Source organism: Neisseria sp. P0024.S006 (genome assembly GCF_051956595.1).
Taxonomy (GTDB): Bacteria; Pseudomonadota; Gammaproteobacteria; order Burkholderiales; family Neisseriaceae; genus Neisseria.
In genome coordinates, this window is the sequence record NZ_JBQCXH010000002.1 from 318,919 (window position 1) to 342,266 (window position 23,348).

Consider the following 23,348-nt stretch of genomic DNA (forward strand, 5'->3'; position numbering starts at 1 on the left):
AAAACAAGAAAAGGCCGTCTGAAAATGTTTCAGACGGCCTTTTTTGGGGAGTTGTTTTCTTATTGCACTACGCTCATTTCATCTGTAGGCCTTATTTCATCAGGACTGGATACGTTAGTCTCAGGTAATTGTACAGGATTCATCTCATCGAAGGACTGTTGTTGCCATTCTGACCTATGGTAAGCCGCCTCCTGATTCTCAATTTCTTCCTTAGCACGTTTTTCTTCTAAATTCTGGTTGATAATTATGTTTTTTGACAAAGCATAATTCAACATTGAACTAATACCAGCAACAGCATTGGTACTATCTTCTATTTCAGAATAAATCTGTTTCCCATCATCGGTCGGCTGAAGATTATAAACAAGATCAATTTGATATTTATTGGCAGCGGTTGCTGATTTCTTATAATTAAAGCTCGTCAGAAATTTTTCTATGTTATCGTTCTGTCCACTTTCCTCTAATGCAACCTGTATATCGCTAAGAAGGTCAGTAGGTATGCTAAGCGTGAGCTTACTTTCACAAAAAACTTTATTGCTGTTAGGATCATTTTTAGATGTGCGGATATCTTCAAAAGACATTCCGATTTTTGCAATTGTTGCACGGATTGAAGACAAAGTTAAGTTACTATTCTCTGAACGTAACTGCTTTTCTGTAGCTTCGGTAACTACATTTTTCAAGACAAGTAGTCCATTCTCATCACTACAAGCAATTTTATTTTTAGAGCCACAGCCTGATAGCAAGAACAGACCTACTGTACTGATATATAACAAACCTTTAATCATCAACGGGTGCTCACACTGACACGATTACGGTAAATATCAACGTAAATTACGGGATTGCCATCAACAATGCGACGGATAGTAGCCTGTCCAATACTACCCGAAGCTAACCAACGTTCTAAGCGCGAACGATTTTCGGCTGACGCAAATACGCAATCGCCTTCATCTTCGTTATCTCGCACACCAAATTTGTGGAAATTGGCACGTTCTTGGCGGATGATAGCAGCAACAACATCTTTACTGTATTGCGTGGCGATATAATTACCGCTGCTGTTAAATTTATCGTTCTGAGATATCCGCGCACGATAAGAACATAGATAATCTGATGAGAAAGCTTGTGTTGATAATAAAATACTTCCTAAAATTAACCATTTTTTCATAAGTTTTCCTTTAAAGTGAACGACATTGTTTGATTAATAATTCCGGCCTATATTCAAAATGCACGGAATCATAGTGATACCATTTCCCTCCCCAAATGAAGCCATGCTTTTCAAAGACTGCAACCATTCTCTTTAAGATAGCATCTTGGCGCAGAGCTTGTGGATAGGTACAGGCTTTACCCTCTTTACAGCCTGACCACTGCCAATATGTACCTAGGCCTTTAGGCAATGAGAAGTCAATGGCAATACCGAAAGCATGGGCACTACGCCGCTTAGTTCCACTAATGAAGCGATAGTTAAATGTCCCTGCGGTTTTGGCAGCATAACTTTTTAAGTTAAAATCAGCCGCCAACTCTCTACCAACTGTCTCCAGTTTTTCAGCTGCTCCGTTTACTTTGTTAAACATAACTGTTCTTCCTGACGGAGCCCAATAGATAGGGACCAAATTTTTTCTTACCTCTGCCTCATTTTCGCCATACATTTCAGCAAAGAAAGCATCATCACGCAAACGCCCTGCATCTTCATTAGCTTTAGGAGTTGAAAAATCCAAAGGATAAATCTGTTCCAGTTGATCTAATAAACCTGCGCTATTCAATTTTTTAAAATAATCTGAATATTTCGATTTTGCCAATACAAATGTTTGTCCGTTAACCGAAACTGTTGCGCCGGTAGCTTTGACAGTTTGCGGATAGGCAGCCTGAAAACATTGAGCAGCGGCTTGTTGCACAATTTCCCGAGCATGGCTTTGCATGGTAATAGTTAAGAAAAACACAGAGGAAATAAAAGTTCTCCAACCCATCATTATGCATAAGGTATCTATTTATAATGGCATAATTTTATGTAACCAACTGCTGGTAAGCCAGCAACCAAAAGTGATAAAATCCTACTGAAGTTTGGGTTGAAATTAATCAAAAGTGGTAACTATGAAGACATATGAAAAAATCCGGTTAATGCGAGAAATGAACCAATGGTCACAGGAAGAGGTTGCGGATAAATTAAATCTTTCCACCAACGGTTATGCAAAAATTGAACGCGGTGAAACTAGATTGAACTTACCACGCCTGGAGCAAATTGCTGAAATTTTTCATATTGACTTACTCGATTTGCTTCAATCCGAAAATAAAGGTTTTGTATGCCAAATTAATGAAGGCGACAACAACAGTGATATTTCTTTCTATGCAACACCTTCACAAGAGTTAACTGCAGAAATTGAAAAATTAAAGCTGACTATTAAATATCAACAAGAATTAATGTTGCACAAAGATCAACTGCTACAGCAAAAAATGGATGAAAATCTATTACTGAAAGAATTGATTGAAAATCTGCGTTCGAAATAAAACAAAAGGCCGTCTGAAAATGTTTCAGACGGCCTTTTTAGCGAATAGCCTTTAAGCCAAAGCAATACGCCCTCTGGCTGCTTATTTTTCTACCCTGCGGAAATGGTGCGGACGGAAGCCGAGCGCGGCGAGGGAAACGAAGTAGAGGCCGCCGCCCAAGGCAATCAGGACGCAGAGTTGTCCTGCTTTTTTAAAGCCGCCGACGTGCACCCATTCAAACGGCAGATAAGATTGTGCCAGCCACAAACCGCCGCCCATGACGACCAAAGAGATGGCCATTTTGACCAAAAACGCAGCCCAACCTTTGCCGGGGCGGTAGATGCCGTGTTTGCGCAAAAGGAAAAACAGCAAACCTGCATTCAGACACGCGCCCAAACCGATAGCGAGGGACAGGCCGACGTGTTTGAGCGGCGAAATAAAGGCGAGGTTCATCAACTGCGTGCAAATCAGCGTAAAAATAGCGACTTTAACGGGGGTTTTGATGTTTTGGCGGGCGTAGAAACCGGGAGCCAACACTTTAATCATAATCAGACCGATCAAGCCGAAGGAATAGGCAATCAGCGCATATTGGGTCATTTGCGCATCGTGCAACGTAAATTCACGGTACATGAACAAGGTCGTAACCAGAGGGAAAGACAACACGGCAAGGCCGACGGCGGCAGGCAGGGTCAGCAGCATGCACAGGCGCAAACCCCAGTCAAGTAGGCCGGAAAACTGCTCAGTATCCTGACTGGCTGCGTGTTTGGACAAGGTAGGCAGCAAAATCGTACCGAGTGCCACGCCCAAAACGCCGGTCGGCAATTCCATCAGTCGGTCGGCATAATACATCCACGACACGCTGCCGGACTGCAAAAACGAGGCAAAAATGGTGTTGATGACCAAGGAAATCTGCGCCACGCTCACGCCCAAAATAGCCGGCCCCATCTGTTTCATTACGCGGTTGACCGCTGCGTCTTTAAAGCTGAGTTTGGGCATTTTCAAGAAGCCCAGTTTCGCCAACCAAGGCAGTTGGAACACCAGCTGCAACACGCCGCCGACAAACACCGCCCACGCCAACGCCATAACAGGCGGATCAAAATACGGTATGAAAAACAGGGAAAAGACGATAAAGGAGATGTTTAAAAATGTCGGCGTAAAGGCGGGAATGCCGAATTTATGATAGGAATTGAGTATCGAACCGACAAAAGAGGATAGTGAAATCAATAAAATATAAGGAAACGTTACCCGCAGCAGGTCGATGGAGAGCTGGAACTTATCGGCGTCTTTGGCAAAACCGGGCGCGGAAACATAAATCACCCACGGCGCAGCGAGGATGCCCAGCGCGGTAACGATGACCAACACAAACGACAACATACCGGCTACATGACGCACAAACGCCTGCGTGGCTTCAGGAGAGCGGGTTTCTTTGTATTCCGCCAAAATCGGCACGAAGGCTTGGGCAAATGCGCCCTCTGCAAACACGCGCCGCAACAGGTTGGGCAGTTTGAACGCGACAAAAAACGCATCCGTCGCCATGCCTGCACCAAACGCACGGGCGATAATCGTATCGCGCACAAAACCTAAAATGCGCGACACCATTGTCAGGCTACCAACCTTGGCCAAAGCTCCCAATAAATTCATGTATTTTCCTTACTTGTCTTTCAGGCCGTCTGAAAATCCGGCTTCTTCCAATACTGCCGCCGCCGCCAATGCCACCGTATCTTTTTTCAACAGCAGATGCAAGGCGTGGAAATCCTGTTCCAACGCAGCCACGGCTTCAGGGTGGTCATACCAGTCTGCCACGGCCTGCGCCAGTTTTTCAGGGACGGCATCGTGTTGCAGCAGCTCGGGAACAGCGGCTTTACCCAACAAAATATTAGGCAAACCGACATGCGGCACTTTGATTTTGTTTTTCACATACGCATAAGTCAGCGGCGAAATCTTGTAGCTGATGACCATAGGCCGTTTACACAAGGCCACTTCCAAAGTCGCCGTACCGCTGGTGACCAATACCACATCAGCAGCGGTGCAAACCGTATCCGACTGCTTGTCGGTCAACGTGATGGGAAGGGTGGCGAACTCAGGCTGCGCCAAAATTTCGGTAATGCGTTTGCGCGTTGCGACCGTCGCCACAGGCAGCAAAAACTGTGCCTGCGGATAACGTTTCAGCAGCAATAAGGCCGTCTGAAAAAACACTGCCGCCATGTAATCGATTTCGCTCACGCGGCTGCCGGGCAAGATGGCAAACACGGGCACGTCCGCAGGCACGCCCAGCTTCTGCCGTGCCGCCGCCCTATCCGCTTCCACGGGCATGGTTTGCGCCATCGGATGGCCGACAAACTCAGCCTTGCCGCCAGCATCGATATAAAGCTGTGGCTCCATCGGAAACAGGCACAACACGCGGTTGACCTGATGCACGATTTTATTGACCCGTTCGCGCCGCCACGCCCAAACCGACGGGCTGACGTAATGAATGGTATGAATGCCTGCCTGCTTGAGTTTTTCCGCCACGCCGAGATTAAAGTCCGGCGCATCGATGCCGATAAACACATCCGGCTTGAGGCGGATTAAATCGTTTACCAGCCCTTTGCGGATTTTTAAAATCTGCGGCAGGCGTTTGATGACCTCAACAAAACCGCGTACCGCCAGCTTTTCCTGATCGTACAAACTCTCGAAACCCTCCGCCTTCATGCGCTCGCCGCCGATGCCGGTAAACCGCGCATTCGGACAGCGCGCCTTAATGGCACGGATTAAGTGTGCGCCGAGCAAGTCGCCGGAAGCTTCGCCGACGCTGATGGCGATAAGGGGGGAAGGATTGGAATTCATGTATTGAGGTTTAAACGCTAAAAGATTTTGTGGCGGTCATTTGCCCGCCCGTTTTCAGACGGCATCAGCGGCAAACGGACAGGAAACCTGCCCTACTACGCGGATTTTTGCAATCCAAAGGCCGTCTGAAAAGGTTTCAGACGGCCTTCAATCCATCCATCAACGGATAATGCCGCGTGTGGATTGTGCAAAAAAGTCTTTAAATACCGCCAATTCGCTTTGGGTTTCGGCGCGTTTCAGAATCTCTGCCTTGGCTTCTTCAAACGGAATGCCGCGATGGTAAATGGTTTTATACGCATCTTTGACAGAGGCAATCTGTTCGGCGGTGAAACCGTTGCGGCGCATACCTTCGCTGTTAAGGCCGGCCGGTTCGGCGCGGTATCCTGCAGCCATGAAGTACGGCGGTACGTCTTTGTGTACGCCGGCGGCAAACGCGGTCATGGCGTAATCGCCGATTTGGCAGAATTGGAACACCAGCGTGTAGCCGCCCAAAACGACGTAGTCGCCGATGGTAACGTGGCCTGCGAGTGAGGCGTTGTTGGCGAAGATGGTATGGTTGCCGACCACGCAGTCATGGGCGAGGTGGCAGTAGGCCATAATCCAGTTGTTGTCGCCGATACGGGTTTCGCCGATGCCGGTAACCGTACCAAGGTTGAACGTCGTAAATTCGCGGATGGTGTTGCCGTTGCCGATAATCAGCTTGGTCGGCTCGTCGCGGTATTTTTTGTCCTGCGGAATTTCGCCGAGGCTGGCAAATTGGAAAATGCGGTTGTTTTCACCGATGGTCGTATGGCCATTGATGACGACGTGCGGGCCGATTTCGGTATTCGCACCGATTTGCACATTGGGACCGATGATGCTGTACGGGCCGACTTTGACACTGGAGTCGAGTTCGGCTTTGGGGTCGATGACGGCGGTCGGATGGATAAGGGTCATGCTGTTTCCTTGCTGTCTGATACAGGTACTACTTGCAAGATGCCGTCTGAACGTTCAGACGGCCTGTCCCATTCTTACACCACGCGTTTGGCGCACATAATCACGGCTTCAACGGCAACTTGGCCGTCGACTTTGGCAACGGCGTTGAATTTGCCGATACCGCGTTTGTTGGTCAACAGCTCGACTTCAAAAACCAGTTGGTCGCCGGGGATGACTTGGCGTTTGAAACGGGCATCGTCGATACCGGCGAAGAAGAAGAATTCGTTTTCTTTGCGGCCGCCTTCGCTGAGGATGGCCAGTGTGCCGCACGCTTGCGCCATTGCTTCGATAATCAGCACGCCGGGCATCACGGGCAGGTCGGGAAAGTGGCCTTGGAACTGCGGCTCGTTCATAGTCACGTTTTTAATCGCAGTCAGGGTTTTCATCGGTTCGAACGCGGTAATGCGGTCGAGTTGCAAAAACGGATAACGGTGTGGGATAAGTTTTTGAATGTCTTTGGCTTCGATCGGGAGTTGTACGTCCATGATGTTCGTCTTTCCTTGTTTGTATTGGGTTTAAACGTATTCAGATGCGGGAGTGCGGACTGTTTGCGCCGCCTTTAGGCTTCGTCGCTGTCGTCAAGCTGTTTTTCCAGCGTTTTGAGGCGTTTGTTCATTTCGCTCAAACGGTGGATATAAACGGCATTGCGCGCCCAGTCTTTGTAACCCGACATCGGGAAAATACCGGCCAGATGCTGGCCGCTTTCGGTAATGCTGTGGGTAACGGATGTGCCGCCGCCGATGGTGGTTTTATCGGCGATTTCGATGTGTCCGACCGTGCCGACGCCGCCGCCGATAATACAATAATTGCCAATGGTGACGCTGCCGGAAATGCCGGTTTTGGCGGCGATAACGGTGTGCGAACCGATTTTGCAGTTGTGGCCGATTTGGACTTGGTTGTCGATTTTAGTACCGTTGCCGACGGTTGTGTCACTCATCGCGCCGCGGTCGATGTTAGTGTTCGAACCGATTTCCACATCATCGCCCAGCGTGACTGCGCCGGTTTGCGGAATTTTAAACCATGAATCGCCGGCAAAGGCCAAGCCGAAACCGTCTGCGCCGATGACGGCGCCGCTGTGGATTTCGACACGATTGCCCAACGTGCAGCCGTAATAGATGACAGCGTTGGGATGCAGCACGACTTCATCGCCCAACGTGCAATCGTGTTGGACAACGGCATTGGCCAAAATACGGCAGCCTTCGCCCAATACGGCATTCGCGCCGATATAGGCATTTGCGCCGATTTCGCAGCTTGCCGGCACTTTGGCGCTTGCCTCGACAACGGCGGTCGGATGTACGCCGCCCTGAGCTTTGACAATCGGCGAGAATAATCGTGCCACTTTGGCAAAATAAAGATAAGGGTCGGCAGCCACAATCAGGTTGCGGCCTGCAAATTCGTCTGCGGCTTTCGGCGACACAATCACTGCGCCTGCCTTGCTGTCGTGTACTTCGGCTTTGTATTTCGGGTTGGCCAAAAAGCTGATGTGTTCCGCCTGCGCCTGATCCAACGGACGGACGGCGGTAATGGCGATGTCTTCGCCTTTCCATTCGCCGCCGAGTTGGGAAACGATTTGGGACAGGGTGTATGCTTGTGAAGTCATGATAATCTGCCGTCAAGATGTCAGGCCGTCTGAAAGTTGCCGGTTTGGGTTTCAGACGGCCTTAGGTTTGTCTGTATGGTTACATTCGCTGCCGAGCAGGGTCAGTGTGCGTTTAAGGCTTTGATAACGCTGTCGGTAATGTCGTAGCGGCCGTTGACGTAAATCACGTCCTGCAAGATGAAGTCGTAACCTTCGCGTTTGGCCAAATCGACGATGACGCGGTTGGCATTTTGCTGGAGCGCGGCGAATTCTTCATTGCGGCGCAGATTGTAGTCTTCAGCCAACTCGGCCTGCTCCTTGCGGAATTTTTGTACCAGATTGCGCCACTTTTGGGTTTCCGCTTCCCTTTGGCTGTCGCTGAGCTTGTCGCCGCTCAGTTTTCGCTCCAGAGCCTCGCCTTCCTGCTGCAGCTTTTGCAAGGCGGTTTGACGGCTTTTGAACTCTTTTTCCAAAGTCGTCTGAATGCTTTGTGCCTGCTTGGATTCCTGATAAACGCGCTCGGTATTGATAAAACCGATTTTCTGTACGCCATCCGCCGCCGCTTGCGGCAACAGCACGAAACCCGGCAGGGCTACGGCGAGGACACGGAGGGTGTCGGCTATTTTACTCATGATAAAAATCCTTGCTTGAAAACAGACGGGCGGTTGGCAATAAGCTTGCCGCCAATCTGCCATGAGGCCGTCTGAAACGGACAAACCCGGTTTCAGACGGCCTAAACATCATCAGAATGTCGTACCGAGTTGGAATTGGAAGCGTTGGATTTCGTCGCCTTCTTTTTTCTTAATCGGATAAGCATAACTGAACTTCATCGGACCCAGCGGAGAGAGCCAGGTCACGGCTGCACCGGCAGAGTAACGCAATTCGTTTTTGAATGTCGATTTGTGCGTTTTGCCTACGCCGTACACGTTTTGGAGCGCGCCATTGGTGTAATAAGTATTGCTGCTGCTGTCGTTGTAAGTTTTGTCGTCCCACACGCTGCCTGCATCGGCAAACAAGCTCAGACGGACGGTACGCGAGTCTTTAATGCCCGGCATCGGGAAGAGCAACTCTGCGGAAACGTTAGCTTTTTTGTTACCGCCGTAGCTGATTTTCTCGCCGTATTCGTCATAGACTTTCGGGCCCAGCGTACCGCTTTCAAAGCCGCGGACGGAGCCTAAGCCGCCGCCGTAGAAGTTTTCAAAGAACGGCATGGTTTTGGTTTTGCCGTAGCCGTTGCCATAACCGACTTCGCCACCCAGCATCAATGTGAAATCTTTGCTCAACGGGAAGAACCAAGTTTGGTTATGGGTCAGGGTATAGTATTGCAGGTCGCTGCCCGGCAGTGCGATTTCACCGTTTACGCCGGTCAGGTAACCGCGGGTCGGCCACAAGGCATTGTCGGTTTTGTTACGGCCCCAGCCGATGGTGCCTTTGTACAACCAACCTTTGAAGTTACCCACGCCGTTGCCGTTGCCTTTACCGTATTGGTTGATAAAGTCGGCATAGCGTTTAGGCGCGCCTTTATAGGTGTTCACGGTCAGACGCTCTGCGGCTAGGCCGAAGTTCACACGGTCATATTCGGTAACCGGAATACCGATACGCAAACCACCGCCGAAAGTCGTGGTTTTATATTGTTTCGCGCTGGAAGAAGCTTTACGCGGGTCGTAAGTCTTGCCGTAAATATCGTAACCCAAGCTTACGCCGTCCGGTGTGAAGTATGGGTCGGTAAACGACAACGAGCCGTTTACTGTGGTTTTACTGCGGGACGCGCGCAGGGCAACGGATTTACCCGTACCAAACAGGTTGTCCTGAGCCACGCCGGCAGACATTACCAAACCGGTATCCTGAACCCAACCTGCGCTCAAGTCGAGCGAGCCGGTCGAACGTTCGGTCAGGCTCATGTTCAGGTCAACTTGGTCGGGGGTATTGGCCACAGGAACGGCATCAAATTGAACGTTGTCGAAGTAGCCCAACAACTCAACGCGCTCTTTGGAACGTTGCAGTTTGGCAGAATCGTAAGGCGCCGATTCCATTTGGCGCAACTCGCGGCGGATAACTTCGTCGCGGGTTTTGTTGTTGCCGGTAATGTTGATTTCGTTTACATAGATTTTGCGGCCCGGTTGAACGGTCAGCACAAAATCAACGGTATGCGTTTCTGCATTTGGAATCGGTTGGACATTGATTTCGCTGAATGCGTAACCTGCCTGACCCATGCGGTTTTGAATGGCTTCGAGCGAATTGGACATTTGCGCGCGCTCGTACCATTTACCCGGCTTCATGGTCAGCAGTTTTTCCAAATCTTCTTTCGGCACTTCCAGCGTATCGCCTTCGATGCGTACATTGCCCCAGCGGAAGCGGTCGCCTTCGCTGACGGTTACTTTAATGGTCTGCTTGGTTTTGTCTTCGTTGGTTTGGATGTCGGTATCCAAAATACGGAAGTTGAAGTAGCCGTTGTTTTGGTAGTAATTGGTGATTTTTTCCATGTCCTGAGCAAATTTTTGCTCATTGAACTGGTTGCTCTTGGTCACCCAAGTCCACATGCCGCCTTCGCTCAGGGACATTTGTTTCAGCAGGCGGCGGTCGGAATAAACTTCGTTGCCTTCAAAGGAAATATCGGTAATCTTGGTAGATTTGCCCTCTTCGATGGCAATGTCGATAGACACGCGGTTGCGGGCGAGTTTGGTGACGGTCGGCGTGATTTTGACCGACTGTTTGCCACGGCTCAAATACTCTTCTTTCAAACCGGCGACGGCTTGGTTCAGTGTTGCTTGGTTGAAGTATTGGGATTGCGCCAAACCGAAGGCTTCAAGGTTTTTCTTGATGGCATCGTTTTGCAGCATTTTCGCGCCGGTAATATTGAGCGAGCTGATGGTCGGACGCTCAATTACGGTCAGCAGGACTTGATTGTCCATGGTCTCGACGCGTACGTCGTCAAAGAAACCGGTTGCGTAGAGTTTTTTGATGATTTCTTCACTGCGCGCATCATTGAAATTATCACCGACTTTAACGGGCAGGTAGTTGAAGACGGTACTCGGCTCGGTGCGTTGCAGGCCTTCGACGCGGATGTCCTGAATGGTAAAGTCAGCCAATGCCAAGGGAGACAGGCTCAATACCATTAAAGCGGAAGCAATCTGGTTCAGTTTCATAAATTATCCAAACAAACGGTTGATGTCATTAAAGAAAGCCACAGCCATCATCAAAAGCATGGCTGCCAGTCCGAAGCGCAGGCCGACTGCCTGTATGCGCTCGCTCAAAGGCTTTCCGCGTATCCATTCGGCGGTATAGAAAACCAAATGTCCGCCGTCTAAAACGGGTACGGGCAAAAGGTTCAACACGCCTAAGCTGATGCTGACCAAGGCCAGAAATTCGAGGTAGCTCTGCAATCCGAGTTTGGCGGACTGTCCGGCGACATCGGCAATGGTCAGGGGGCCGGAAATATGGTTCAAAGAGGCATTGCCCGTAACCAGTTTTCCGAAAAATTTGAGGGTCGTCCACGAATAGTTGACGGTTTTGTTCCAAGCCAATTCAAAGGCTTGGGCAACGGAAGGCGTATAACGGTAGCGGATGGTTTTATCCCACTCTTTATCCGCCTGGGCGGCAAGCCCTGCCCTACCCACCAGCACGCCTGCCGACTGCTCGACGCTGTCCGGCCGGATAGCGGTCGCCAGTATTTTACCGTCGCGCTCGTAAGTCAGTTCGATTCGTTGGCCGGGGCTGGCGCGGAAGAGTTCCATCCATGCCTGCCAGCTCTCGATGGGCTTCCCATCGGCGGTCAGCAGTTTGTCGTTTTCCTTCAAACCTGCTTTTTCGGCCGGACTGTCAGCCAAGACTTTACCGATGCGGTTAGTAATTCTAAAAGGCAAAAGGCCGATGTTGCCTTGGTTTTTCGCAACTTTACCTGCTTCAGGCGTACCGGCGGCATCAATTATACGGACGGCTTGGGCATTTGAGGCCGTCTGAACAGCGACTTTTACAGGACCGGCTTCAAGGTTCAACACCATCTCGGTTTGCGCATCGCTCCAGTCTTTTACGGCAATTCCGTTGACCGATACAATTTTATCGCCTGCCTGAAAACCTGCTTTAGCGGCAATACTGGCAGGCTCGACCATGCCGACATAGGGGCGCAACTCGGTTACGCCGAAGGAAAAGCTCAAACCGTAAAGCAAAACGGCCAAAATCAAATTGGTCAAAGGGCCGGCGGCGACAATGGCGATGCGCTTGGCCGGATGCTGCTTGTCAAAGGCATACGGCAAATCTGCCTCCGCCACCTCGCCTTCGCGCGTATCGACCATTTTAACGTAACCGCCCAGCGGAATCGGGGCGAGACACCACTCGGTATCGCCGCGTTTTCGGGTGAAAAAGGGCTTACCGAAGCCGACGGAAAAGCGCACAACTTTAACGCCGCACCAGCGGGCAACAATATAGTGTCCGAACTCATGCAGGCTGACCAAAATCAGAATGGCGACAATAAAGGCTAAAAAGGTTTGCAAAAAAATCCCCTGGGTGGAATGTGACAATCAACGGATAAGGCCGTCTGAAAACCGATTATAAAGGCAGTTGTTCTATTTTGTCTGCCTAAATGCCAAGCGGTTGGCGTTTCAGACGGCCTGTCATTGAAGCTTTATTGTTTGCCGATAAAGGCTTCTGCCTGTCTGCGTGTTTGCGCGTCTTGCGCCAGCAGGCTTTCGATATCATGACGGCCGTCTGAAAAATCTTGGGCAAGGCAGTGGGCAACGACTTGGGCAATATCGGTAAACTTGATGCGTTTATCTAAAAAAGCGGCCACGGCCACTTCGTTGGCGGCGTTCAACACGCAAGGCGCGACACCGCCTGCATTCATGGCCTGATAGGCAAGTTTCAAACATGGGAAACGGTCAAAGTCAGGCTTTTGAAAGGTCAACGCGGACAATGCGCCGAAATCCAACTCGCCCACGCCGGAATCGATGCGTTCGGGCAGACCCAAACAATAAGCAATCGGCGTACGCATATCGGGATTGCCCAACTGCGCCAATACCGAACCATCGCGATAACGCACCATGCTGTGTATCACGGATTGCGGATGGATGACGACTTCCAGTTTTTCCGGCGGACAGTTAAACAGCCAATGCGCCTCAATCAATTCCAAGCCCTTATTCATCATTGACGCGGAATCGACGGAAATTTTTCGCCCCATGCTCCAATTCGGATGCTTGACCGCCTGCTCGGGCGTAATGCTGTCAAATGTACTTAAATCGGTGTTAAGGAAGGGCCCGCCCGATGCAGTCAGGATAATCGAATTGATACCGTGCTCATTCAGACGGCCTGTGTAATCCCTTGGCAATACTTGGAAGATGGCGTTGTGTTCGCTGTCAATCGGCAAGACGGTGGCGCCGTTTTGACGGGCGGTTTCCATGAACAATGCGCCGGAAACCACCAGCGTTTCTTTGTTGGCCAGATAAATGGTTTTACCCTTTTGAGCGGCGGCCAAAGCCGAGGGCAAACCGGCCGCGCCGACAATGGCACACATCACGCCGCTGACTTCATCGGCCGAAGCCACATCAATCAGGGCTTGAGCACCATATAAAACCTGCGTATCGATGCTTTCTTGTTTGAGTTTCTTTTCCAGTTCGGCGGCATGGCAGGCATCACCGACAACGGCATATTCCGGGCGGAACTGCTTGCATTGCGCCGCCAGCTTGTCCACCTGCCTATGCCCTGCCAACGCGAACACGCGGAATTTCTCGGGATGACGGGAGACAACGTCTAAGGTGCTTTCGCCTATGCTGCCGGTACTGCCTAATATGGTCAGAACTTGTTGTGTCATGGTGTGTTCTTTATGTGCTGTGCAAACGGTATTCATTGTGTTTGAAATAAATTTCTTTGCCGTTTCCAATTTTCAGACGGCCTTTTGCCTCCCAGCTGAAAAGGCCGCCTGAAAAAATTACTTAATGCCGTATTCGATGGTAACAACCAGTCGGACTTGTTTGCCGACGGTGCTTTTATCGTAAGAACCGCCGTACTCGTCGTCCTCGCTGCTACCGGTGTCGGCATAGATGTTGAACGAGCCTTGCGAAGCAGAACGCATGGCGCCCACTTTGCCGCCGCCGGTTTTGGCAAATTCAGCCGCGCGCTTCTGCGCATCCTCCGTCGCCTGCGTGATCAAATCACGTTTGATGGTTTCCAAATTGCCCAACAAATATTGCGGATTGTCGAAGCGGATAAATTCGTTTTGCGCACGGAAGTTCAAAATGGCGCGCTGAGCAGCTTGGATTTTGTCCAGTTTTTTGGTGTTGACCACAATATTGAGGTCGCCATCGTAGCCATTGGGCGTGCGGGTTACGTTGCCCAGTTCGTCTCGGGTTTCATTGAAAACGCGCGACACTTCGGGCAGGCCCACTTTCATTTCAGCCGCCGTAAAGCCTTGCTCACCCAAAAACTTAGACAGCTTCTTGCGTCTTGCCGTCAGTAAATCCAAAACTTCCTGATAGCTCTCGCCGTGCGCGTTCACACCCGTATTCCACGTCGCGCTGTCGGATTGGAAGTTTTTCTCCGCCAGACCTTTTACAGTAATCGTCCCCGGCTGGCGCAGATTCTTAAACTGCACGCCCAAAATAAACGCCGCAGCCATCAATCCCAGTGCCAACAATACGCCCAAGATCGATAAAGATGAAATCTGTTTTTGTTCGGACATCATCAGCTCCCTCAACCACGTCAGACAGGCGGTTTAAAACAAATATACAAAGGCGGCATAAATGCTGATAACGGCAATCAGGCTGTCCACACGGTCGAACACGCCGCCGTGTCCCGGCAACAGATTGCTGCTGTCTTTGATACCGGCCGCACGTTTGAGCCAGCTTTCCAGCAAATCGCCGCACACGCTGACAACGGTCAGAATCAAGCCGATCAAAATCGTTTTGAACCACCCGGCTTCAAAAGCCAGCCAACCGGCTTTCCATACGATGGTCATGTACACGACAACGCACAATGCACCGCCGATCGCACCTTCCCAGCTTTTACCCGGGCTGATGGTCGGCGCAATTTTGCGCTTGCCAAACGATTTGCCGCAGAAATACGCGCCAATATCGGCCACCCACACCAAACCCATAATCGCCAATAAAGACAACGCGTCTTCAGGCTGAGGGCGCAGGTAAACCAGTGCGAACCAAAACGGCATCACCAACAACCAACCGACCGTGTAAGCCTGCCAGCCGCCGTTTAACTTCCATTTCGCCTTCAGCCACCAAGGCATGACAATCAGCCAAAACGCCAATACGACACACCAAACCAAATCAGGCAACTGCCAACCGCCGGCATAGGCAATCACGCCAAACACCAGCGTTGAAGCCAAATAATGGTTGATTTTCAACTTATCCAAGCCGCTCATGCGGGCATATTCCCACAAAGTCAGCATGGCAATCAGGCCGCAAAACGCCGCCCACAGCCACATAGGTGCATAAAACAGCATACCCAGCATCAGCGGCAAGAGCCACAGCGCCGTCAAAATCCGTTGTTTCAACATAGTTCTCAACCCCGTTGCTGCTCAACCGGCAGCTGTTCGGAAGTCCGCCCGAAGCGGCGTTCCCGTTTTTGGAACGAAACAATCGCTTCATTCAGCGATTTCTCATTAAAATCAGGCCACAGCGTATCCGTAAAATACAATTCTGCGTACGCCATCTGCCACAGCAGGAAATTACTGATGCGCGTCTCGCCGCCGGTTCGGATAAACAAATCCGGCTCGGGTGCATCGCCCAACATCAAATAGCGCGACAACGCCTCTTCCGTAATCTCAGTGACTCCCTCAGCAATCAACTGATTTGCCGCCTGCAAAATATCCCAGCGGCCGCCATAATCGGCGGCAATGCTCAAAGTCAAACCGGTATTATTTGCCGTCAACGCCTCGGCCGCCTCAATCCCCTTCAGGATTTCAGCATTAAACCGCTCGCGGCTGCCGATGACCCTCAAGCGCATATTGTTATCGTGCAAACGGCGCACCTGCTTTTGCAAAGCCTGCAAAAACAGCCCCATCAGAAAAGAAACTTCTTCCTCGGGGCGTCGCCAGTTTTCAGTCGAAAAAGCAAACACGGTCAAATACTGCACACCCAGTTCAGCACAATGCTTCACCATGTTCTCCAGCGCATCCAAGCCGCGCTTATGCCCCATCACACGGGGAAGAAAACGCTTCTTTGCCCAACGTCCGTTGCCGTCCATAATCACAGCAATATGTCGGGGGATGGCAGAGTGTTCCAAAATCGTCTGCGTACTGCTTTTCATGTCTGCCTTTCAAGGAGCAAACCGTCCAAAGGCCGTCTGAACGGTTTGCACACAGGATTAAATCGCCATCAAATCTTCTTCTTTGGCAGCCAAGAGCTTGTCTGCCTCAGCAATGTATTTGTCGGTCAACTTCTGAACCGCTTCCTCGCCGCGGCGGGCTTCATCTTCAGAAATCTCTTTGTCTTTCAACAATTTCTTGATGTGGTCGTTTGCATCACGGCGCACATTGCGGATAGACACACGGCCTTCTTCCGCCTCGCCGCGTACCACTTTGATCAAATCTTTACGGCGTTCCTCAGTCAGCATAGGCATAGGGACACGGATCAAATCACCGACAGAAGCAGGGTTCAGGCCCAAGTTGGAATCACGGATCGCTTTCTCGACTTTTGCAGCCATATTGCTCTCAAAAGGTTTCACACCAATCGTACGCGCATCCAAAAGCGTCACGTTCGCTACTTGGCTCACAGGCACCATGCTGCCCCAGTATTCCACTTCCACTTGGTCGAGCAGGCCGGTATGCGCACGGCCGGTACGCACTTTAGCCAAATTGTCTTTCAATACTTCCAGAGAACGCTGCATTTTGCCTTCAGCTGTCTTTTGAATATCATTAATCATCTTATACTTTCAATTTCATAGGAATAAAACAGGATTAACCGAGAATAGTACCGTTAAACCGCCCTCACGACAAGGCTTTACGCCCCAACAGCCTTGTTTTCTAACCGATATTTAACATCAAACAAAATAAAGGCCGTCTGAAAATCTTTCAGACGGCCTTTTCCTTATTCAAATCTAATTCCTACTCTCTATTTCGCTCATTCCAAAAGTAACGCCATACAAAGCATGGGAAGGCAAAAATCAGGTAGAGGCAGACAACGGTCGCGTAAAACTCCCAATCTTGGGCATGCACGGCACCGGCGCGTGATTCGAGGATATAGGCGAGGATCGCGGTAAGAAGGAAACCTGCCAGCAATTCGATCAAGTGATGGCCGATATGTTTGCGTTTCAGGGCGACGATGCCGAAGAATTTGGTGGTAATAAAGGGTGCGTTGGCAAAGATAAGTGCCAACAGCAAAAGAATGTACATGGATGCGGTCATGGTGGTCTTTCTGTTTTCAGACGGCCTGTGTGTGATTTTAACATGTTGAACGGGCATTCTTGCCCATCATTATCCGTAGGATATTCAATCTCTTGATAATACCCGCTTAATGTTTGTCCGAAAGCTTGAGGCCGTCTGAACTTTGGGTATATTTCACCCGGATGCGAATCCTAACAAAAACGGCGGCTTTGGAACAGCCGCCGTCGGTTTTGTTTAAAGCTTACAAGGTATTTTCCAATGCTTTGGCACACCAGTCGATAACGGTTTGCGGCATGATACCCCACAGGAGCAGCAGGAAGGCATTGACCGTCAGTACAAATTTGGCGGCATAATTGCTGCCGACCGGCTGGTCATGGTCAGGCGCATCGAAGTAGATGACTTTGACCACGCGCAGGTAGTAGAACGCACCAATCAGCGACATGATGACGGCAAATACAGACAACCAAACATGGCCTTGTTTCAAGAGTGCCATAATCACGCCGAATTTGGCGTAAAAACCCATCAGCGGCGGAATACCCGCCATGGAGAACATAGACAGCAACATCAGGAAAGCAAACCATGCATGGCGTTGGTTAAGGCCTGCAAGGTCTTTGATGTTTTCACACTCAATGTCTTTGGTAGACAATACCATCAAAACACCGAAGCTGACTGCCGCCATCACAGCATAGGTAATGGCGTAATACAAACCTGCGGTAAAGCCGACCGCGCCTGCCATAAACGCCAACAGGATAAAGCCCATGTGCGATACGGTGGAATAGGCAAGCATACGTTTGATATTGGTTTGCATAATGGCAGCAAGGTTACCGACCACCAAAGAAGCAACGGCAAGAATGGCCAACATCGGCGCCCAGTCTGAATGTACTGTACCCATGCCGGTAACAAGGATACGGAACGCAAAGACAACGGCGGCGATTTTCGGAGCAGTACCCACAAAGGCGGTAACAGAGGTCGGCGCACCATCGTACACATCGGGCACCCACATATGGAATGGAACCGCACCCAATTTAAATGCAATGGCGACCACAATAAACACCATACCCAATTTCAACAACCATTCATTGGCCTGCTCATTGAAAGCAGAAGCCAAGACGGAAGCAAAATCAAGGGAACCGGTGGCGCCGTAAACCATAGAAATACCATAGAGCAGCAAACCGGAGGCCAACGCGCCCAATACGAAGTATTTCAGCGCAGCCTCGGCAGAGCGGCCGGAATCGCGGCGCAGGGCAATCATGGCGTACAGCGACAAAGACAACAATTCCAAACCGATATACGCAGTCAGGAAATGTGCCGAGCTGACCATAACGCTCATACCCAGCAGGGCAAACAGCGACAGGGTGTAAAACTCGCCTTTAAAGATTTGGCGGTCTTGGTTGTACGGTTTACTGTAAATAAACAGACCAAACGTCAGCGCATACAGCACCAGTTTAGCCAAACGGGACATGCCGTCTGCAATATACATACCGTGAAAGGCATCGACACTGCCCTGTTCCCATACTGCCAATTGGGTAACGGCCACGATGATGACCGTTCCCAAACTCATCAGATGGGTCAGATAGCGGTTTTTATCGCAAATCCACAAGTCTGCCAGCAATACGACACCCAATAGCGCAAGCAGCACGATTTCGGGCATGGCAGGCATTAAATTCAAATCAGACCAGTTCATTTACACACCTCAAATCTTGCTTTGTGCCACATGGGCAATCAAATCGTTTGCCGCTTGATGCACCACTTCGATAAACGCTTGCGGATACAGACCCATGCCCAAAACAGCAACCGCCAAAATCGCCAAAATCGCAAATTCGCGGCAATTGATGTCTTTCATTTCGGCAACGTGCGGATTGTGGATTGCACCAAAAATAACGCGTTTGTACATCCACAGGGTATAAGATGCACCGTAAATCAAGGTCATGGCAGCCAACGCGCCTACCCAGAAATTCACTTTAACCGCGCCCATAATCACCATAAACTCGCCCACGAAACCGGAAGTCGCAGGCAGACCGGCATTGGCCATACCGAACAACATCATAAACGCCGCAAACTTAGGCATCACATTGACCACGCCGCCATAGTCGGCAATATTGCGGGTATGCAGGCGGTCGTACATCACGCCGATACACATAAACATCGCGGCAGACACAAAACCGTGGGAAATCATTTGAACGATTGCGCCTTTCAATGCCCAGTCATTCAGTTGGCCGTTCACGAACAGGAACATGCCCAAAGTGACAAAACCCATGTGGCTGATGGAAGAGTATGCCACCAGTTTTTTCATATCGGTTTGCACCAAAGCCACCATACCAATGTAAATCACGGCAATCAGGCTCAATACGATGATCACAGGGGCAAAATAGCGTGCCGCATCCGGCATAATCGGCAGGATAAAGCGCAAGAAACCATACGCACCCAGCTTCAGCGTAATGGCCGCCAACACCATCGAACCGCCGGTCGGCGCTTCAACGTGGGCATCCGGCAACCAAGTGTGCACAGGGAACATCGGCACTTTTACGGCAAATGACAGGAAGAATGCCGCAAACAAAAGCTGTTGTACGCCCAACGGAATCTGTTTGATGTTTTGGAAATCGACAATAGAGAAGCTGCCTGTTTGATAGTACAGGTAAACCATGGCAACCAGCATCAAGAGCGAACCCATCAGCGTATAGAGGAAGAGCTTGACCGACGCATAGACGCGGCGCGGACCGCCCCATACACCGATAATCAGGTACAGCGGAATCAGCATACCCTCGAAGAACACATAAAACAGAATCGCATCCTGCGCGGCAAACGCGCCGTTAATCAAGCCCGACATGATCAGGAAAGCGGCCATATACTGCGCCGGACGTTTCTGAATGACTTCCCAACCGGCCAATACCACCAAAAGCGTAATAAACGCATTTAAGATGATAAAGAGCACTGAAATACCGTCCACGCCCAATGCGTAGTTGATTTTCAGCAGCGGAATCCACTCGTGGAACTCGGTAAACTGATAGCCGCCGCTCAAACGGTCGAAACCGGTAAACAGGGGCAGCGTTACCAAGAAACCGGCAAGCGCACCCATGAAGGCAAGCACACGCGCCAGCGGCGCACGGCTGTCCTTACCGGTCGCCAAAACCAGCACACCTGCGGCGATGGGTATCCATATTGCCAAGCTGAGTAGGTAGTTGGAAAACATAGTGGTTAACCTGTGGTTAAAATAAAAAATATAGTTGTATGGGTTGGTTTCCAGACGACATTTCAGGAGGCCGTCTGAAAAAGATTGTGTATTTTGTGTACGGCAAAATCAAGAAAAATGTATATCTGCCGTCATTCTCTTATTCTGTATTGCTGTCTCAAACCTTCTTTTCAGACGGCCTCAAACGCTGTCCTCTTTCTCAATCACCAGAATCCGCGCCTCGCCGCACGGATGGGCGACGTGTTCCGTGCCGATTCCTGCATAGAAGATATCTCCGCTTTTTAAACGAACGATGTGTTCTTCGCCGTTTTCTCGGTAGTGCATCTCAACTTCGCCATCCATCACAGCAAACACTTCCTCGCCGTCGTTGATGTGCCATGTGTAGGGCTGGTTCGTCCAGTGCAGGCGCACGGTGATGCCGTTCATATTGGCGATGTCGAGTGCGCCCCATGCGCGGGAAGCGGTAAATTCGGCGGAACAGATGGTTCGTGTGTCCGACATAGTTTTTTCTCGCCTCTATATTTCAGACGGCCTCTTCCCTATTTTTCTTGTCAAAACCGTTATCCGAAGATTTTGACTACGCTCCGTCGGTACGGTTGGTGTCCATCTCAAGTTTAATGAACGCATCAATCATGCTGCGCCAAACTGCTTCTGCTACTTCGGGCGACAAACCGGCCTTTTCGGCATAAGCGCGGCGAGAGGCAATCACTTGAGCCACCCGTTCGGGCGCGGAAACCGCCTGCACATCGTTTTTAGGTTTCAGACGACCAGCCTGCCGTACCAATTTCTGCCGGCGGGCGAGTAATTCGATTAATCCCTTATCCAAACCATCGATGGCTTCACGGACTTCGTCCAGGGTTTGCGGTAATTTGTCTTCAATCATTGTTGCTCAAATTTTCTTTTTCAGACGGCCCTATACACAAACTATAGACAGGCCGTCTGAAATCCCGCTTTTATCGGAACAATCCCCAGAAGGTCATGCCGAGCAGTACCAATACGCCGAATACCATAGCGGCGGCATAGGTATAGATGAAGCCGGTTTGGACTTTGCGTACCTGTGCGGCAATCGCGCCGACCAGTTTGGCAGAGCCGTTGACGATGCCGTTGTCGATAATGGCGGTATCGCCGACTTTCCAGAAGAAAGTACCCAATGCACGCGTGCCTTTGGCAAAGACGTTGAAATACAGGGCGTCGAGGTAGTATTTGTTTTCAAACAAAACGTAAATCGGACGGAACGCCTGTGCAATTTTGGCTGGCAGGTGCGGCAGTTTGACGTACAAGAGCCATGCACTCAATACGCCTGCGATAGCAAGGTAAAGTACGGGCGAATGCAGGCTGTGCGACACCATTGCCAATGCGCCGTGGAACTCTTCCTTCATGATGTGCATGGTCGGATGCGCGTCGGCATTAACGAAAATCACGTCTTTGAAGAAATCGCCGTAAAGCATAGGCTCGATGGCAACATAGCCGATGATGACGGACGGAATGGCAAGCAAAATCAAAGGCAGGGTAACGACCAGCGGGCTTTCGTGCGGATTGTCGTTTTTGCCCAAGCCGTGATGCTCTTCACCATGATGATCGTCATGATGTTCAGGCAGACTGCGCCATTTTTCTTCGCCGTGGAACACCATAAAGTATTGGCGGAACGCGTAAAATGCGGTAACGAACACGCTGGCGAGGACGGCAAAATAGGCAAAACCGCTGCCCGGCAGGGTGCTGTATTTCGCTGCTTCGATAATCGAATCTTTGGAATAGAAGCCGGAGAAGAACGGCGTACCGATCAGCGACAAGTTACCGATCAGCATGGTCAGCCAAGTAATCGGCATGTATTTTTTCAGGTTGCCCATATGGCGCATATCTTGGTCATGGTGCATACCGATAATCGCGCTACCTGCGGCCAAGAACAACAAGGCTTTAAAGAAAGCGTGGGTCATGACGTGGAACATCGCCACGGAATAGGCAGACGCACCCAGAGCCACGGTCATATAGCCCAGTTGAGACAAGGTGGAATACGCAACCACACGTTTGATGTCGTTTTGAATCACGCCCAAGAAGCCCATAAACAGGGCAGTAATCGCACCGATTACCATGATGACAGACAGCGCAGTGCTGCTCATCTCATAAATCGGCGACATACGCGATACCATGAACAGACCGGCGGTAACCATGGTTGCGGCGTGAATCAACGCGGAAATCGGGGTCGGGCCTTCCATCGAATCAGGCAGCCAAACGTGCAGCGGGAACTGCGCCGATTTACCCATCGCACCCACGAACAGGAGCAAACAGGTTACGGTAATCAAAGACCATTCCACACCGGGGAACAATTGGATAGTGGCCGTCTGAACATTAGGCAGATAAGCGAATACATCTTGATAGCGCAGGCTGCCACCGAAATAGGCAAGCACTAAGCCGATACCGAGCAAAAAGCCGAAGTCGCCGACACGGTTGATCAAAAAGGCTTTCAGGTTGGCAAATGTTGCGCTCGGACGTTTGAAATAGAAACCGATCAAAAGGTACGACACCAAGCCCACAGCCTCCCAGCCGAAGAAGAGCTGGATGAAGTTGTTGCTCATAATCAGCATCAACATGCTGAAAGTAAACAAAGAAATATAGCTGAAGAAGCGTTGGTAGCCGACTTTTTCATCGTGCATATAACCGATGGTATAGATATGCACCATCAACGACACGCCCGTTACAACAACCATCATCATCGCCGTCATCGTATCGACCAAGAAGCCGACGGAGAAATCCAAGCCGCCCATTGTCAGCCAGGTATAAACGTTCTCGTCAAACTTGGTACGGCTGCCATTGAGGAATCCCCACAGCACATAAGCCGACAGCAAGGCGGACACCGCCACACCGAGTATTGTTACGGTATGCGCACCGGCACGTCCGATTTTGTTGCCGAACAAACCCGCAATCAGCGAGCCTGCCAAAGGCACAAGGGCAATTACCAAATATAAAGTCATGTCGTTCAT

The 23,348-nt window shown here is 50.4% G+C and carries 23 protein-coding genes; 1 reads left to right on the plus strand and 22 read right to left on the minus strand.

The features are described 5' to 3' along the window. Positions 1 to 59: 59 nt before the first annotated feature. The 3 genes from ACTHUF_RS05275 to ACTHUF_RS05285 are packed head-to-tail and all read right to left on the minus strand — an operon-like array spanning position 60 to position 1,961. On the minus strand, positions 60 to 782 hold the full coding sequence (locus ACTHUF_RS05275; RefSeq protein WP_254342664.1) for a hypothetical protein: 723 nt from the start codon (positions 780 to 782) through the stop codon (positions 60 to 62). Continuing rightward, entirely contained in the window at positions 782 to 1,159 is a 378-nt protein-coding gene (locus tag ACTHUF_RS05280; protein WP_101755719.1) for a hypothetical protein, read from the minus strand. Before ACTHUF_RS05280 ends, ACTHUF_RS05275 begins: the two co-directional genes overlap by 1 nt. 10 nt (positions 1,160 to 1,169) lie before the next feature. Beyond that, on the minus strand, positions 1,170 to 1,961 hold the full coding sequence (locus tag ACTHUF_RS05285; RefSeq protein WP_315093298.1) for a M15 family metallopeptidase: 792 nt from the start codon (positions 1,959 to 1,961) through the stop codon (positions 1,170 to 1,172). 121 nt (positions 1,962 to 2,082) lie between these two features. Here ACTHUF_RS05285 and ACTHUF_RS05290 point away from each other — a divergent pair, with 121 nt between their 5' ends. Further along, complete coding sequence (locus tag ACTHUF_RS05290) at positions 2,083 to 2,496, plus strand: helix-turn-helix domain-containing protein (protein ID WP_254342660.1); 414 nt, start codon at positions 2,083 to 2,085, stop codon at positions 2,494 to 2,496. Between the two features lie 81 nt (positions 2,497 to 2,577). Here the strand turns inward: ACTHUF_RS05290 and murJ are convergent, their stop codons facing one another. The 19 genes from murJ to nuoL all read right to left on the minus strand — a co-directional run bounded on the left by murJ (position 2,578) and on the right by nuoL (position 23,348). After that, positions 2,578 to 4,116: a murein biosynthesis integral membrane protein MurJ gene (murJ, locus tag ACTHUF_RS05295; RefSeq protein ID WP_036492272.1), complete on the minus strand. Its 1,539-nt coding sequence runs from the start codon at positions 4,114 to 4,116 to the stop codon at positions 2,578 to 2,580. Between the two features lie 9 nt (positions 4,117 to 4,125). Continuing rightward, positions 4,126 to 5,301: a lipid-A-disaccharide synthase gene (gene lpxB / locus ACTHUF_RS05300; RefSeq protein WP_440407297.1), complete on the minus strand. Its 1,176-nt coding sequence runs from the start codon at positions 5,299 to 5,301 to the stop codon at positions 4,126 to 4,128. Positions 5,302 to 5,460: 159 nt separating this feature from the next. Further along, a complete protein-coding gene (lpxA, locus tag ACTHUF_RS05305) occupies positions 5,461 to 6,237 on the minus strand; it encodes an acyl-ACP--UDP-N-acetylglucosamine O-acyltransferase (RefSeq protein WP_315093292.1) in 777 nt (258 codons plus the stop codon). A gap of 74 nt (positions 6,238 to 6,311) precedes the next feature. Continuing rightward, on the minus strand, positions 6,312 to 6,761 hold the full coding sequence (gene fabZ / locus ACTHUF_RS05310; RefSeq protein ID WP_003681704.1) for a 3-hydroxyacyl-ACP dehydratase FabZ: 450 nt from the start codon (positions 6,759 to 6,761) through the stop codon (positions 6,312 to 6,314). Between the two features lie 74 nt (positions 6,762 to 6,835). Further along, positions 6,836 to 7,876, minus strand: a complete 1,041-nt coding sequence (lpxD, locus tag ACTHUF_RS05315; RefSeq protein ID WP_315093290.1) for a UDP-3-O-(3-hydroxymyristoyl)glucosamine N-acyltransferase — start codon at positions 7,874 to 7,876, stop codon at positions 6,836 to 6,838. Between the two features lie 101 nt (positions 7,877 to 7,977). After that, on the minus strand, positions 7,978 to 8,487 hold the full coding sequence (locus tag ACTHUF_RS05320) for an OmpH family outer membrane protein (protein ID WP_049349275.1): 510 nt from the start codon (positions 8,485 to 8,487) through the stop codon (positions 7,978 to 7,980). A gap of 111 nt (positions 8,488 to 8,598) precedes the next feature. Further along, positions 8,599 to 11,001, minus strand: coding sequence for an outer membrane protein assembly factor BamA (bamA, locus tag ACTHUF_RS05325; RefSeq protein WP_049349273.1), 2,403 nt, complete (start codon positions 10,999 to 11,001; stop codon positions 8,599 to 8,601). A 3-nt stretch (positions 11,002 to 11,004) separates the two neighbouring features. Continuing rightward, positions 11,005 to 12,345 (minus strand): RIP metalloprotease RseP, encoded by a 1,341-nt coding sequence (gene rseP / locus ACTHUF_RS05330; RefSeq protein ID WP_315093287.1) that lies wholly within the window; start codon positions 12,343 to 12,345, stop codon positions 11,005 to 11,007. A 131-nt stretch (positions 12,346 to 12,476) separates the two neighbouring features. Then, complete coding sequence (gene ispC / locus ACTHUF_RS05335) at positions 12,477 to 13,658, minus strand: 1-deoxy-D-xylulose-5-phosphate reductoisomerase (RefSeq protein ID WP_440407298.1); 1,182 nt, start codon at positions 13,656 to 13,658, stop codon at positions 12,477 to 12,479. A gap of 117 nt (positions 13,659 to 13,775) precedes the next feature. Beyond that, positions 13,776 to 14,525, minus strand: a complete 750-nt coding sequence (locus ACTHUF_RS05340; RefSeq protein ID WP_440407299.1) for an SIMPL domain-containing protein — start codon at positions 14,523 to 14,525, stop codon at positions 13,776 to 13,778. Positions 14,526 to 14,558: 33 nt separating this feature from the next. Beyond that, entirely contained in the window at positions 14,559 to 15,353 is a 795-nt protein-coding gene (locus ACTHUF_RS05345; protein ID WP_440407300.1) for a phosphatidate cytidylyltransferase, read from the minus strand. A gap of 5 nt (positions 15,354 to 15,358) precedes the next feature. After that, positions 15,359 to 16,105 (minus strand): isoprenyl transferase, encoded by a 747-nt coding sequence (locus ACTHUF_RS05350; protein WP_070584408.1) that lies wholly within the window; start codon positions 16,103 to 16,105, stop codon positions 15,359 to 15,361. A gap of 57 nt (positions 16,106 to 16,162) precedes the next feature. After that, positions 16,163 to 16,720, minus strand: a complete 558-nt coding sequence (gene frr, locus ACTHUF_RS05355) for a ribosome recycling factor (protein WP_003686718.1) — start codon at positions 16,718 to 16,720, stop codon at positions 16,163 to 16,165. A gap of 181 nt (positions 16,721 to 16,901) precedes the next feature. Next, positions 16,902 to 17,201: a DUF2818 family protein gene (locus ACTHUF_RS05360; protein ID WP_039861891.1), complete on the minus strand. Its 300-nt coding sequence runs from the start codon at positions 17,199 to 17,201 to the stop codon at positions 16,902 to 16,904. Between the two features lie 220 nt (positions 17,202 to 17,421). After that, positions 17,422 to 18,864 carry an NADH-quinone oxidoreductase subunit NuoN gene (nuoN, locus tag ACTHUF_RS05365; protein WP_440407301.1) on the minus strand — a complete coding sequence of 481 codons (1,443 nt, stop codon included), beginning with the start codon at positions 18,862 to 18,864 and terminating at the stop codon, positions 17,422 to 17,424. Between the two features lie 9 nt (positions 18,865 to 18,873). Beyond that, the gene (locus ACTHUF_RS05370; RefSeq protein WP_003747888.1) at positions 18,874 to 20,370 is read right to left on the minus strand and encodes an NADH-quinone oxidoreductase subunit M; all 1,497 of its coding nucleotides are present in this window, start codon (positions 20,368 to 20,370) and stop codon (positions 18,874 to 18,876) included. A gap of 180 nt (positions 20,371 to 20,550) precedes the next feature. Further along, entirely contained in the window at positions 20,551 to 20,871 is a 321-nt protein-coding gene (locus tag ACTHUF_RS05375; protein ID WP_070504151.1) for a cupin, read from the minus strand. Positions 20,872 to 20,947: 76 nt separating this feature from the next. Beyond that, positions 20,948 to 21,253: a chorismate mutase gene (locus tag ACTHUF_RS05380; RefSeq protein ID WP_003747884.1), complete on the minus strand. Its 306-nt coding sequence runs from the start codon at positions 21,251 to 21,253 to the stop codon at positions 20,948 to 20,950. 70 nt (positions 21,254 to 21,323) lie between these two features. Next, positions 21,324 to 23,348 (minus strand): NADH-quinone oxidoreductase subunit L, encoded by a 2,025-nt coding sequence (gene nuoL, locus ACTHUF_RS05385; protein WP_314060368.1) that lies wholly within the window; start codon positions 23,346 to 23,348, stop codon positions 21,324 to 21,326.

Excerpts from the sequence above, each read along its gene's own strand:
- nuoN (WP_440407301.1), bottom strand. The coding sequence starts at position 18,864 with ATGAACTGGTCTGATTTGAATTTAATGCCTGCCATGCCCGAAATCGTG.
- frr (WP_003686718.1), bottom strand. The coding sequence starts at position 16,720 with ATGATTAATGATATTCAAAAGACAGCTGAAGGCAAAATGCAGCGTTCT.
- fabZ (WP_003681704.1), bottom strand. The coding sequence starts at position 6,761 with ATGGACGTACAACTCCCGATCGAAGCCAAAGACATTCAAAAACTTATC.
- ACTHUF_RS05275 (WP_254342664.1), bottom strand. The coding sequence starts at position 782 with ATGATTAAAGGTTTGTTATATATCAGTACAGTAGGTCTGTTCTTGCTA.
- ACTHUF_RS05285 (WP_315093298.1), bottom strand. The coding sequence starts at position 1,961 with ATGATGGGTTGGAGAACTTTTATTTCCTCTGTGTTTTTCTTAACTATT.
- murJ (WP_036492272.1), bottom strand. The coding sequence starts at position 4,116 with ATGAATTTATTGGGAGCTTTGGCCAAGGTTGGTAGCCTGACAATGGTG.
- ACTHUF_RS05360 (WP_039861891.1), bottom strand. The coding sequence starts at position 17,201 with ATGACCGCATCCATGTACATTCTTTTGCTGTTGGCACTTATCTTTGCC.
- ACTHUF_RS05340 (WP_440407299.1), bottom strand. The coding sequence starts at position 14,525 with ATGTCCGAACAAAAACAGATTTCATCTTTATCGATCTTGGGCGTATTG.
- bamA (WP_049349273.1), bottom strand. The coding sequence starts at position 11,001 with ATGAAACTGAACCAGATTGCTTCCGCTTTAATGGTATTGAGCCTGTCT.
- ACTHUF_RS05290 (WP_254342660.1), top strand. The coding sequence starts at position 2,083 with ATGAAGACATATGAAAAAATCCGGTTAATGCGAGAAATGAACCAATGG.
- ACTHUF_RS05375 (WP_070504151.1), bottom strand. The coding sequence starts at position 20,871 with ATGTCGGACACACGAACCATCTGTTCCGCCGAATTTACCGCTTCCCGC.
- ACTHUF_RS05380 (WP_003747884.1), bottom strand. The coding sequence starts at position 21,253 with ATGATTGAAGACAAATTACCGCAAACCCTGGACGAAGTCCGTGAAGCC.
- ACTHUF_RS05280 (WP_101755719.1), bottom strand. The coding sequence starts at position 1,159 with ATGAAAAAATGGTTAATTTTAGGAAGTATTTTATTATCAACACAAGCT.
- lpxD (WP_315093290.1), bottom strand. The coding sequence starts at position 7,876 with ATGACTTCACAAGCATACACCCTGTCCCAAATCGTTTCCCAACTCGGC.
- nuoL (WP_314060368.1), bottom strand. The coding sequence starts at position 23,348 with ATGAACGACATGACTTTATATTTGGTAATTGCCCTTGTGCCTTTGGCA.
- ACTHUF_RS05320 (WP_049349275.1), bottom strand. The coding sequence starts at position 8,487 with ATGAGTAAAATAGCCGACACCCTCCGTGTCCTCGCCGTAGCCCTGCCG.
- lpxB (WP_440407297.1), bottom strand. The coding sequence starts at position 5,301 with ATGAATTCCAATCCTTCCCCCCTTATCGCCATCAGCGTCGGCGAAGCT.
- ACTHUF_RS05350 (WP_070584408.1), bottom strand. The coding sequence starts at position 16,105 with ATGAAAAGCAGTACGCAGACGATTTTGGAACACTCTGCCATCCCCCGA.
- ACTHUF_RS05345 (WP_440407300.1), bottom strand. The coding sequence starts at position 15,353 with ATGTTGAAACAACGGATTTTGACGGCGCTGTGGCTCTTGCCGCTGATG.
- ispC (WP_440407298.1), bottom strand. The coding sequence starts at position 13,658 with ATGACACAACAAGTTCTGACCATATTAGGCAGTACCGGCAGCATAGGC.
- ACTHUF_RS05370 (WP_003747888.1), bottom strand. The coding sequence starts at position 20,370 with ATGTTTTCCAACTACCTACTCAGCTTGGCAATATGGATACCCATCGCC.
- lpxA (WP_315093292.1), bottom strand. The coding sequence starts at position 6,237 with ATGACCCTTATCCATCCGACCGCCGTCATCGACCCCAAAGCCGAACTC.